We start from the raw sequence: 11,221 nt of genomic DNA on the forward strand, positions 1-11,221 counted from the left end.
GAGAGCCCGCACCGGGCGCACGAGGCGTCGAGGCGTCGAGGCGTCGAGGCGTCGGGCAGGGCTTCCGGAACGGGCTGGGGGAAGGGCGGGCGAGCCGCCCGGCCGGTCCGCGCCGGCCGGGCGGCTCACCCGCTGTGCGGAATCAGCAGACGATGACGGTGCAGATGACCACCGTGCACAGGCCGCTGCAGTGTCCGGTGTCCAGCTGCGTCTCAGGCAGCTCGGTCGTCGAACTGATCCGGGTGTCGAGGTCGTCGATGAGGCTGTCGAGGTCGAGCTCGGGCGCCTCGGTCGTCACGGGCATGGTGACTCTCCTTTGTCCTTGTGTTGCGGATGTGGTGTCCGCCCCGGCGTCCCGCCACCGTTGGAGGAGGGCGGGACGCCGGGGAGGTCGTGGCCGCCGCGCCAGGCGGCGTGAGCGCGGGCGGCGAGGTGTTCGGCCGTGCCGTCGTGGGGCAGCCGGACCAGCAACTGGGCCGCCGTCGCCCCGCAGGAGCCGCCGGCTTCCGGCGCGTGGGCGCTGCCGGCGCCGGGCGGCTCGTCCGGTGACGGCAACGCCTCCTCGAACACCAGGTCCTGGCCGGGTTCGGCCTGGCAGAGCCGCTCCACTGCCTGCAGCGCGGGCAGAGCCGCGAGGTCGACGGGCAGCGGCTTGGCGTCCGGGCGCGCCCGCAGGTAGCCGAACCTGGGCAGCTCGGCCGCCCGCCGCAGCGCGGCGAGCGCCGCCACCTTGTCGGCTTCGCTGTCCGTGGGGCGCCACAGCGCGGCGCGCGCGATCCGCCACTGGGCGGGGCTGACGACGAGGAGCCCGCCGACCGTCAGCCGTGGCACGTGCCGCGCCCCGGGGAACGCCCCGGCGAGCCCGTCCAACCGCACCATGCGCCGAGTGGCCGGGTGCCCGGCCCCCGTCAGCAGCGGCAGCAGCCGGTCGTACGGCGGGGCCGGGGTGCGGGTGGCGTGGTGGACGGGCAGCACCCGCACCCCGTCGGCCTCGGCGACGAGTACGCCGCCCGCGACCCGCAGGGTGACCCGGTCGAGGGGGAGGTGGCGGACGGAAGGAAGCGGTGTGACGCCACCGCCGTCACCCGCCGGGCGGGGGTCGGCCGAGGTGCCGTAGTAGAGAGGGGTGTTGGAGTCCCCGGTGCACCAGCTGGTGGAGACGGGACGGCGTACGGCGTTGGCCGCCGCTTCGGTCAGCGGCGGGACCAGCACCTCGACGAAGCGCACACCGGCGCGGCGCTCGAAGGCCGCGAGGAAGTCCCGGTAGCCGCCCGTGTTGGGGTATCCGGCGGCGGGGCTGTCGCCGTACAGCTCCCCCAGCGCCTCGGCGAAACGGGCGTCCAGGACGCCCGCGGGCGACGCCGACTCCAACACGGCCACGGGGCCCGGGCCCGCAGAAGCGTCGGGCCCGCGCCGTCCGCCGGGTTCCCCACCGCGGCCGCGGGCGCGGGGCAGGGGCCGCAGCAGACAGTCGACGGGCCAGGTCTCCAGCACCGCGGGCACGCGCGGTGCCCCCAGTGTGTCCAGCAGCGCCGCGTCCAGGTCGACCTGCTCCTCGTCGAGCCGCGCGCCGAGGTACGCCAACAGCCTGGCGTAGCCGGAGTCGGAGGTGTGCGCGGGCTCCCAGCAGGCGTACCGGCCGCGGGGGTGCGGGGCGGCGGACCGGTCGTCCGCGTGGCCGGCCTCCAGGAGACGTACGACGGAAACGGGCTCGGCGCCCAAGCCCACCGCCTCCGCGGTCTCCCGGCTCTTCTCGTCCCGGCTGCGGTTCTCCTCGCACAACTCGGCCACGCGCCGCGCGAGAGCGAGCCCGTCGGCGACGATCCGCGCGCCGGCTTCCGGCACCTCGGGGCGAGAGCGAGTGCCCTCGGCCCCGACGGGGGCGACCCGGCGGTAGGAGTCCAGGAAGGAGCCGCGGGCCAGGTCGCCGGCCAGCGGTACGGAACGTCCTGGCCCGTGCTCCGTCCACGACAGGCGGCGGGCCCGGGGCGCGGCACACACCTGGAGGATGCCCAGCGTGTGCAGGTGGGCCAGGAAAGCGCGCAGTGCGGGCTGGGAGGACGGCGGACCGAGTGCGGCCTCCAGCGCCCCCACCGTACGGGGCGTGGAGGCGAGCAGCCTCAGCACCGTCTCCAGTGCCGGTGTGCGCCGCAGCGAGAGCCGCCTCAGCCGGCCGCCCCCGGCCGGGTCCGGATCGACGACGGAGAAGTGCAGGTGCCCCGTGCCGGGCTCGCCTGTGGTGTGGTGCAGCGGAGCAGGTGTGAGGAGCAGGTGCGGTGCGGCGGCGGCCAGGTCGGTGTCGCGCAGCAGGCACCACAGCCGGTGCACGTTCTCGGTCCTGCGGGCGGCGACAGGTCCAGGGCCGGGGGCGAGCTCGGGCAGCAGCGGGGCCACCGGAGCGCTCAACGGGCTCCCCGGCGAGGCGGATACCGGTCGTCGTCCCGCCACGGGCACCACCGCGAGCTGCCCCGCCCAGTCGCGCGGAGTGGTCTTGGCGGCGGCCCGGCCCAGCGCACGCCACAGGTATCCGACGCCCTTGCGCTGCCGTTTGCTCTCCCAGGACTCGCCCGCCGCCGCGCGCCGTTCCAGGTCCCCCACGACGCGGGGCGCGGCTCCCTCGACGAAGCTCCGCAGCACGGGCTGCGAGCGGGCCGCCTCCAGCAGCAGCGCGCTCACCCGGTCCCGCTCGGCGGCGACGGCACGCCCGAAGCCGCCGTACGCGGCACGGAGACCGGCGGCGTCGGCCGCCAGCGCTCGCACGTCGCCTGCGAGGGCGGGTCGCAGCGCGGCGATGCGGTCGAGGAGGGCGCCGTCGTCGGCAGCGGGGCTGGTGGGGTCGAGAAGAGGAGAGTTCCCGTCTCCGCAACCACCTGCGTCCCCGCCACCACCCGCGCCTTCGCCGCCGCATGCCTCTCCGCCGCCGCATGCCTCTCCGCCGCCGCTGGTGGACGGCGCCTCTCCCGCGTGCAGCCTGCGGCGCAACGCCAGCACGGCCCGGCGGTCCGTCGTCGTCAGCCTCTCGTCGGGTACGACCTCCTCGCCGATCCGCACGCTCAACGCGCGGGCCCGCGCGCCCAGCCGCGCCTGCCTGTCCGCCAGTGCGTCGGCCTGCGCGAAGAGGGCAAGGTTCCCCGCGCCGGTCCAGACCGCGCCGGGAACACCGGCGAGCCGCAGGAGCGCCGCGGCGCCGAGGGGCACGGAACCGCTGTCGCGTGCCGGGACGTGCGGGGGCGACGCGTGCGGACTCCGTCGCGGGCCGGGTGTCGCGGTGGCCGGGTCAGTGTGCTGCTGCCGAGGTGGCATGCGCGGCCCTCCCCTCGTGAAGCAGCGCTTCCGTCAGGAGGCTCTGGCGGGCCAGGGACAACAGACCGCGGTTCCAGTGGAAGACGGTGAGGTAGGCGGCCGCCGTACGGGGACCGACGGTGGCCTCGCCCGCCTCGTACCCCTCTCCTGCCGCGCCGTGCGAGGCACCTCCCGCCTCGAAGTGGCCGTCGCGCCAGCGCACGGCCGCCCGGTGCGCTGCCTTCGCGTGCCGGGCCAGGGCGTCCCTGTGCTCCTCCGGGAAGGCGCGGAGTGCCTCGTCGCGGGGCGTCCGCCAGTAGGCGACGATGCCGGCGGCCGCCCGCTCGCGGGCCGTCGGATCGATGGCCGCGGCCGCCTCCCGGAGGCGGCGGCCCGTCTCGCGGGCGACCGCGTCCCAGACGCCCCGGTGCTCCCATCCGACGATCCCGAGCCCGTCGAAGACCTCCCGCAACATCAGCAGCGACTGCCGCCAGCCGACCGAAGGCCCCGCGCCTTCCGGGTGGTTGACGTGGTGGTCGAGCCAGGCCAGGGAATCGAGGGTGAACAGGTCGTGCACATACGCCATCGAGGCGGGGCCGCCGAAGAGGTAGTGCTCCGGTTCGTACACCGCGCACACCGGACGCCGCCGGAGCCCCTCCCACCGCTCCGTACAGCGCAGAAGGGCGGCACACAACGCGGCGGCTTCCCCGGGCTCCGCCGCCTGGAAACGCGCGCGGATTCCCGGCGCCTTGTGCATGAAGAAGAAATTCCGCGCCCGCTTCCCGGCGAGAAACGTGTCGGCGAGTGCGGCGAGTTCCGCATAACAGAGCGCGCGACCGTGGGAGTCACGCTCGGGGGTCAGATTGAGCTGCACCCAGGCGCCCGTGCGCGGCGCGGCGCGCACCGCTGTTTCCCGCGCGGCGTGCCGCGCCGCGGTGAGGCCCGCCGCGAAACCCGCGGCTCCCGCGGCCGCGACCGTGCGACCCCGCGTCCCCGCCTCCTTGAAGCGGTCCACGAACGCATACGGTGAACGCCACCGATGGGAAACCTCCGGCAATTTCCGCCCCCCTTCTCAGTGATTACGTCACCGCAATCACGTCCCGAAGGGGAACTTCCCTGCTTTGCCGTCAGCGAACAATCAAACCGAATTTTTCATATGAACGGCGGTTGTGCGCCGGTGCGTTCGCGGAAGGCAGCTGCCTTCACACGAAAGGAGGCGGCCCGGTGCGGTCCGCCAGCCGGCTCCGCCCCGCCGACCACTCACCTGTCCCTTGAGGGCGAGACGTCGCCCGCGCGCGGTCCGCGCCCCCGGCGGGACGGGGCGCGTCGTGCACGCCTACAGCGCGGAGGCGGGCGCGGCGCCCGCCAGGGCAGCCACCGCCCTGGCGGGTCCGCCCGACCCGGGCCCGGCTGAACCGGGTGGGACGCGTCTGCCGTGAACCAGGCGGTCGGCCGAACCGCGGGACCAGCTGACCCCGGGGGCGCCTGTCCGCACGGCGGCGGCGCGGGGAGACGCCCGCCGTCGTGGGCGGGGGCGTCGAGGCGTCATCGGCCTCGGCCGCGGCGGCCCTTCCCGGAGCCGCCGCGGCCGCCCGCGCGGGGGGCCTTCGCCCGTCGTACGGGGGCGGGTGCGGATGGGGGCGAGTCGTGGTCCGGCCAGTGGCCTGGGCGGGCCAGCGTGCCGGGGATGCGGGTGGCCGAGTCCCCGTGGGCCGCGTTCAGTTGGGGCTGTGTGAGGAAGAGCGCTTCCGACAGGTCGGCGCCCCGCAGGTCGGCGTCCCGCAGGTCGGCGCCGAGGAAGTCGACCTGGCGCAGGTCCGCTCCCCGCAGGTCCGCCGCGAGCAGCAGCGCACCCCGCAGGGTGGCGCCGCGCAACCGCGCCTTCCGCAGGTGCTTGCCCGTCAGGTCGCCGCGTCGCAGGTCCCGCCCGTCGAGCCCCGCGCGCGCCCGCTCGCTGACCCGCTCCAGGATCGGCCCGACTCGCGCCCGCCAGGCCTCGACGTCGGCGTCGAGCAGCGCGGCGACGTCGCCGTCGATCAGCGCGTCCAGCTCTGCTGCCGACGCTTCGGCCTCCGGGCAGCGGCCGCCGTGCGCCGCCTCGGTGAGCAGCCACAGCAGCTCGTGCAGCTGCCGGGTCACCCGGAAGACCGCGAACAGCCGCGGCCCGGGCACCGTCTCCTCGCGGGCCGTCACCCGCTGCCCCGCCCCGTAGCAGTCGAAGACCGAGCATCCGGTGAAGCCGCTGCCGCGCAGCCGCGCGTGGATCGAGCACCGGTTCTCGTCGGTCAGGTTCCCGCACCGCTCCCCCGCGGGTTTGTCCGCCGCGAAGTCGGCCGACCTCGCGAACGGCAGCGCCACACAGCACAGCCCCGCGCACCGCTCACAATCGGCCCTCAGCCGTTCCATCCGCTCCGGGCCTCCGCTCTCGCTCACCCGTCCAAGCTAACCCGGAGTCGTCGACCGGTGCGGCGTCGGCCTCCCCGAGGAACAGGACCGGGAAGGGACCGGGGAACAGGGCCTGGATGGGACCGGGGAACAGGACCGGGAAGGGGCCGGGGAGCGCGGGCGCGGGCCGGATTCAGGGCTTGCGGGCGACCGCGCCGAACTGGGCGACGATCTTCTCGTCGTCGGCGGCGTGCCCGGGGCGCCAGCGGGAGCACGAGACGATGCCGGGCGGCAGCGGTTCGAGCCCGCGGAAGAACCCGGCCACCTCGACGCGGCTGCGGGCGGTGATCGGTGGGGTGGCGTTCTCGTTCCAGAACCGCATGGCCTCCTCGTTGGCCTCGCCGCCCAGCTCCAGCGTGGGGTGGGTGAGGACGAGGTAGCTGCCGGAGGGGACGGCCTCCATCAGCGTGTCGACGATGCGGGCCGCCTCGTCGGTGTCGGCGATGAAGTTGAGGATGCCCAGCATTATGACGGCCACGGGATCGACGAAGTCGAGGGTGTCGGCCGCGGCGTCGACGATCGCGCGCGGGTGGTGCGCGTCGGCGTCGATGTAGTCGGTCGCGCCTTCCTGGGAGCTGGTGAGCAGGGCACGGGCGTGCACGAGGACGGTGGGGTCGTTGTCGACGTAGACGATCCGCGAGGACGGGGCGACCCGCTGGGCCACTTGGTGCGTGTTCTCGACGGTGGGCAGCCCGGTGCCGATGTCGAGGAACTGGCGGATGCCCACCTCTCCCGCCAGATACCGCACCACGTGGCCGAGGAAGGCCCGGTCCGCGCGCGCCACCTCGCGGATGCTGGGGTACATGCTGGTGACGTGGTCGCCGACCTGCTGGTCGATGGCGTAGTAGTCCTTGCCGCCCAGCCAGTAGTTCCACACCCTGGCGTTGTGCGCGACATCGGCGACCGGCGTCTCGGCGCCCTCGGGACCGCTGCTCTCGCTCACGTGCCGTGTCCTTCCCGTTCTGCACCCGCGCCCTACGGACCGACCCGCGCCCTCGGACCGCTCGAAAGAGTCCAGGAGCGCTCGACGAGTCTAGGCGGCGGCGTACCACCAGGCATGACCGCGCGCGAGGCGGCCGCACCGCCGTGACGGTACCGGTGCACCGCCCGGGGCGGGCGCGCCGGGCGAAGTCGCCTGCCCGGTGCCCGCCTTCGGCCGGCTTGGGCATTCCTCCAAGCCGGGTTGGCACATGCTATAGAGAGAAGCCATTCGCATTGCATCTGCGAGGCTACGGGCCATACGTTGACGCACATGCAGTCGTACACCATCGGCCAGGCGGCCCGGCTGCTCGGCGTCAGCCCGGACACGGCGCGGCGCTGGGCGGACGCGGGCCGCGTCACCACGCACCGCGACGAGAGCGGGCGCCGTCTGATCGACGGACGGGATCTGGCCGCCTTCTCCGTCGAGCTCGGCCGGCACGCCGCCGAGGAGGACGACGTCCCCTACACCTCGGCGCGCAACGCGTTCGCCGGGATCGTGACCGCCGTCAAGCTCGGTGACGTGGCGGCGCAGGTCGAGATCCAGGCGGGGCCGCACCGGCTGGTCTCCCTGCTGACGCGGGAGGCCGTCGAGGAGCTGGGCCTGGAAGTCGGCATGCAGGCCACGGCCCGCGTCAAGTCGACCAGCGTGCACATCGACACGCCGTAGGACCCGCCCGCGTCCCGGCGCGGGCCACGCCCGCCCCAGCCCCGCCCCGTCCCCCGCCTCACCTGGAGACCCACCGCATGTCCTCACCCTCGTCACCTTCCCCTTCGTCTTCCTCCTCGTCCTCACTCCCCTCGCCCCGCCGCTCTCTCGCCGCGCTCGCCGCCGTCGCCGTCCTGGTCCCGCTCACCGCCTGCGGTGGAGGCGGTGACGACAAGGGCAACGAGGCGGGCGGGGGCGGCACGACCGAGCTGACGGTGCTCGCGGCGTCCTCCCTGACCGACGTGTTCAAAGCCGCGGGCAAGGCGTACGAGAAGGAGCACCCGGACACGAAGGTGAACTTCTCCTTCGCCGGGTCCCAGCAGTTGGCCGCCCAGGTCGAGCAGGGGGCACCGGCCGACGCGCTGGTCACGGCCGACACCACCACCATGGAAGGGCTCAGCGGTGAGACGGGCGAGCCGGACGTCATCGCGAAGAACCGGCTCGTCATCGCCACCGGCGAGGGCAACCCGAAGAAGGTCGAGTCCCTGAAAGACCTGACCGACAGCAAGCTGAAGGTGGTACTGGCCGCGCCCGAGGTGCCCGTCGGGCGCTACAGCACACAGGTGCTGGACGCCGAGAAGCTCAAGGTCGAGCCGGTCTCGCGGGAGACCAACGTCCGCCAGGTGCTCAGCAAGGTCGAACTGGGCGAGGCGGACGCCGGCATCGTCTACCAGACCGACGCGGCGACGGCGCCGAAGAAGGTGGACGCCGTCACGATCCCCGACGGTCAGAACGCGATCGCCTCATATCCGGCCGCCACGCTCAAGGGGTCCGAGCACCGTAAGGAGGCGGCGGCCTTCGTGAAGTGGCTCAAGACCCCCGCGGCGCAGAAGCTGCTGCGCGAGGCGGGCTTCCAAAAGCCGTGACCCGTACGCGGAACCTGGCGGGGCGCCCCCGCGCGCCCCTCGCGCTGGGGGTGCCCGCGGTGCTCGCGGTGGCGTTCCTGCTGGTGCCACTGCTCGGCATCCTGGTGCGGACGGAGTGGGGTGAGCTGGGCGCCCACCTGGGCAGCGAGGGTGTCACCGAGGCGGTGAAGCTGTCGCTGCTGGTGTCCGGCGGCGCCCTGTCGCTCTCCCTCCTGCTGGGCGTACCGCTGGCCTGGCTGCTGGCCCGGATCGACTTCCCCGGCAAGGCGCTGGTGCGGTCGCTGGTCCTGCTGCCGATGGTGCTGCCGCCGACCGTGGGCGGTGTCGCACTGCTGCTGGGCTTCGGGCGGCGCGGACTGCTGGGCCCGTGGCTGGAGGACACCTTCGGTGTCGTCCTGCCCTTCCACACCTCGGGCGCGGTGGTGGCGGCGACGTTCGTGGCGATGCCGTTCCTGGTGATCAGCCTGGAGGGGACACTGGCGGGGCTGCGGCCCGCCTACGAGGAGACGGCGGCCTCGCTGGGCGCGTCTCCGGTGCGGGTGTTCTTCACGGTGACGCTGCCGCTCGTGGCCCCGGGACTCGCCGCGGGCGCCGCCCTCACCTGGGCGCGGGCGCTGGGCGAGTTCGGCGCGACGATCACCTTCGCGGGAAATCTGCCGGGGACGACGCAGACGCTGCCGCTGAAGGTGTATCTGCTGCTCCAGGACCAGCCGGAGGCGGCGACGTCCGTCTCGCTGCTGCTGCTCGTCATCGCCATGGCCGTGCTCTTCTCGCTGCGCGGCCGATGGGCAGGCTCCGGCGCCGCGGGTGCCTCGCGCACCCGCGGCGGAAGGGCGGGTGGCGGCGCGGGGAGTCTCTCGCGCCTCCGCGACCGCTGGGCGCGCCGCGCGGAGGACCCCGAAGCCGCCACCAGCCCCGAGACCCCGCACACCGGCACCGGCACCGGCACCGGCACCCCGGAAGCGTCCGCAAGCCCCGAGCGCCCGCAGACCGACGCCGATCCCGGGAGGCCCGACGCCACCGTCGCCCGCACCTCTCCGTCCGCCGTCGCCGCCGCCGTCGACGCCGAGCGTTGGGACTTGCGGGCGCGGTTCGGCGGGTTCACCCGGCTCACGCTGGACGCCGCGGCCGGCACCACCGTCGCCGTCGTCGGCCCGAACGGTGCGGGCAAGACGACGCTGCTGCGCGCGCTGCTCGGGCTGACCCCGCGCGCGCACGCCGACCTCGCCCTGGGCGGCATCGAGGTCGGCGCGCTGCCCCCGCACCGGCGGGGTGTGGCGTGGGTGCCGCAGGACGGTGCGCTCTTCCCGCACCTGAGCGCGCTGGCGAACACGGCCTACGGGTTGCGCGCCGCGGGGGTGCGCCGCGGTGAGGCGCGGCGCCTGGCGCGCGGGTGGCTGGAGCGGCTGGAGGTCGGTCACCTGGCGCACCGCAGGCCCGCGCAGTTGTCCGGCGGTCAGGCCGGGCGGGTGGCGCTGGCCCGCGCGCTGGCGGCGCGGCCGAGGCTGTTGCTGCTCGACGAGCCGCTGGCCGCGCTCGACCAGACGACGCGCGCGCACGTGCGCCACACCCTCCGCGGTCACCTTGGGCGGTTCGGCGGTGTCTGCCTGCTGGTGACCCACGATCCGGTGGAGGCCGTGTCGCTCGCCGACCGGGTGCTGGTGCTGGAGGACGGCCGTGCCGTGCAGGACGCGTCGCCCGCCGAGGTGGCGCGGCGCCCCCGTTCGCCGTGGGTCGCGCGGATGCTGGGCCGCAACGCGCTGGCGGGGACGGCCGCGCGGGACGGCTCGCTCGCCCTGGAGGGCGGCGGCAGCCTGGTGGTCGCGGACCCCGTCGCGGAGGGGGCACGGGTGCTGGCGGTCATCGCGCCGGAGGCGGTCGCGCTGCATCGGGAGCGCCCGCAGGGCAGTCCGCGCAACGTCTGGGCGGGCACGGTGCGGGAGGTCACGGCGGTCGGCAGCAGGATGCGGGTCCTCGTGGCGTGTACGGGCCGTCCCGATCTGGTCGCCGAGGTCACCGCCGACGCCGTGGCCGAGTTGGGTCTGGAGGACGGCGCCGCGGTCTTCGCGGGCATGAAGGCCACGGAGATCACCCTCGTCGAGCGGTGACCCCGCCGCTGCGGCGGCAGGCCGCGCTCCCGTGTGGCATCCGGTCCCCTCTCCGTTCGGGATAATGGCCCCCACACCGACACGTCGTTCCGTATAGCGAACGGTAGTCGCGGGGAAGACCACAGGGGAAGGGAGGGGCCGTGAGCGGTCCTGAAGCGGCCGGGAGATCGATCCGCAGCATGTTGGCGCTCAACCTGAAGCGGGCGCGGGCCCAGCGGGGGCTGTCGATCTCGGAGCTGTCGCGGCGCTCGAAGATCGGCAAGGCGACGCTCTCGCAGCTGGAGTCCGGTACGGGGAATCCCACCATCGAGACGGTCTTCAGCCTCTCCCGAGTTCTGGAGGTGCCCATCTCCGACCTGCTGGACGCGCGGCCGCCCGCCGGTCTGCGGGTGGTGCGCGCCCAGGAGGTGGAGGTGCTCAGCGGCGAGGGCGTGGACCTGCGCCCGTTGCAGCGGATCGAGTCGGGCGAGGGCGTCTTCGAGGTGTACGACCAGCAGGTGCGGGCGGGTGAGCGGCGGGACTCGCTGGGCCACGTGGGGGTGGAGCACACCATCGTGCAGGCGGGGCGGCTCGGGGTGAGCGTGGAGGGCCACGACGTGGAGCTGGGCCCTGGCGACTACGTCGGCTTCGACGCCACGCTTCCGCACGGTTACACGGCGCTGGAGGGCACCGTGCGCTCGGTTCTGCTCCTCCAGTACCGCGCGGACCAGCGGCTGCCTCCCAGCGCTCCGCACGCCGTCGCGGGCGGGTGCGCCCCGCACACCGAGGACTGAGGGCGGCCCCGCACCCGCCCCGGACGCCACTTCGGAGGGTCGCTCCGCCGCACCGTTGAC

Annotated in this window: 9 protein-coding genes; 4 read left to right on the plus strand and 5 right to left on the minus strand. The window is 74.7% G+C overall.

The genetic code is table 11. From position 1 onward, the window contains the following. Window positions 1–142: 142 nt before the first annotated feature. The 5 genes from MMF93_RS08020 to MMF93_RS08040 form a co-directional block, all read right to left on the minus strand. Window positions 143–304: a hypothetical protein gene (locus tag MMF93_RS08020; RefSeq protein WP_181860948.1), complete on the minus strand. Its 162-nt coding sequence runs from the start codon at window positions 302–304 to the stop codon at window positions 143–145. Further along, window positions 295–3,198 carry a lantibiotic dehydratase gene (locus MMF93_RS08025; RefSeq protein ID WP_242750475.1) on the minus strand — a complete coding sequence of 968 codons (2,904 nt, stop codon included), beginning with the start codon at window positions 3,196–3,198 and terminating at the stop codon, window positions 295–297. The genes MMF93_RS08020 and MMF93_RS08025 overlap by 10 nt, the downstream gene beginning before the upstream one ends. Window positions 3,199–3,277: 79 nt before the next feature. Further along, window positions 3,278–4,297: a thiopeptide-type bacteriocin biosynthesis protein gene (locus MMF93_RS08030; protein WP_242750477.1), complete on the minus strand. Its 1,020-nt coding sequence runs from the start codon at window positions 4,295–4,297 to the stop codon at window positions 3,278–3,280. A gap of 530 nt (window positions 4,298–4,827) precedes the next feature. Continuing rightward, entirely contained in the window at window positions 4,828–5,715 is an 888-nt protein-coding gene (locus tag MMF93_RS08035) for a pentapeptide repeat-containing protein (protein WP_341483238.1), read from the minus strand. Window positions 5,716–5,860: 145 nt separating this feature from the next. Continuing rightward, entirely contained in the window at window positions 5,861–6,670 is an 810-nt protein-coding gene (locus tag MMF93_RS08040; protein ID WP_242750479.1) for an SAM-dependent methyltransferase, read from the minus strand. A gap of 309 nt (window positions 6,671–6,979) precedes the next feature. On the opposite strand from MMF93_RS08040, the gene MMF93_RS08045 reads away from it, so the two are divergent. From MMF93_RS08045 to MMF93_RS08060, 4 genes are all read left to right on the plus strand, one after another. Further along, window positions 6,980–7,375 carry a TOBE domain-containing protein gene (locus MMF93_RS08045; RefSeq protein WP_242750481.1) on the plus strand — a complete coding sequence of 132 codons (396 nt, stop codon included), beginning with the start codon at window positions 6,980–6,982 and terminating at the stop codon, window positions 7,373–7,375. 77 nt (window positions 7,376–7,452) lie between these two features. Beyond that, the gene (gene modA, locus MMF93_RS08050) at window positions 7,453–8,280 is read left to right on the plus strand and encodes a molybdate ABC transporter substrate-binding protein (protein WP_242750483.1); all 828 of its coding nucleotides are present in this window, start codon (window positions 7,453–7,455) and stop codon (window positions 8,278–8,280) included. Next, complete coding sequence (locus MMF93_RS08055; RefSeq protein ID WP_242750485.1) at window positions 8,277–10,388, plus strand: ABC transporter permease; 2,112 nt, start codon at window positions 8,277–8,279, stop codon at window positions 10,386–10,388. Before modA ends, MMF93_RS08055 begins: the two co-directional genes overlap by 4 nt. A gap of 140 nt (window positions 10,389–10,528) precedes the next feature. Continuing rightward, window positions 10,529–11,161, plus strand: a complete 633-nt coding sequence (locus tag MMF93_RS08060) for a helix-turn-helix domain-containing protein (RefSeq protein ID WP_242750487.1) — start codon at window positions 10,529–10,531, stop codon at window positions 11,159–11,161. Window positions 11,162–11,221: the final 60 nt, after the last annotated feature.

The sequence above is a fragment of the Streptomyces tubbatahanensis genome (genome assembly GCF_022699385.1).
Lineage (GTDB): Bacteria > Actinomycetota > Actinomycetes > Streptomycetales > Streptomycetaceae > Streptomyces > Streptomyces diacarni.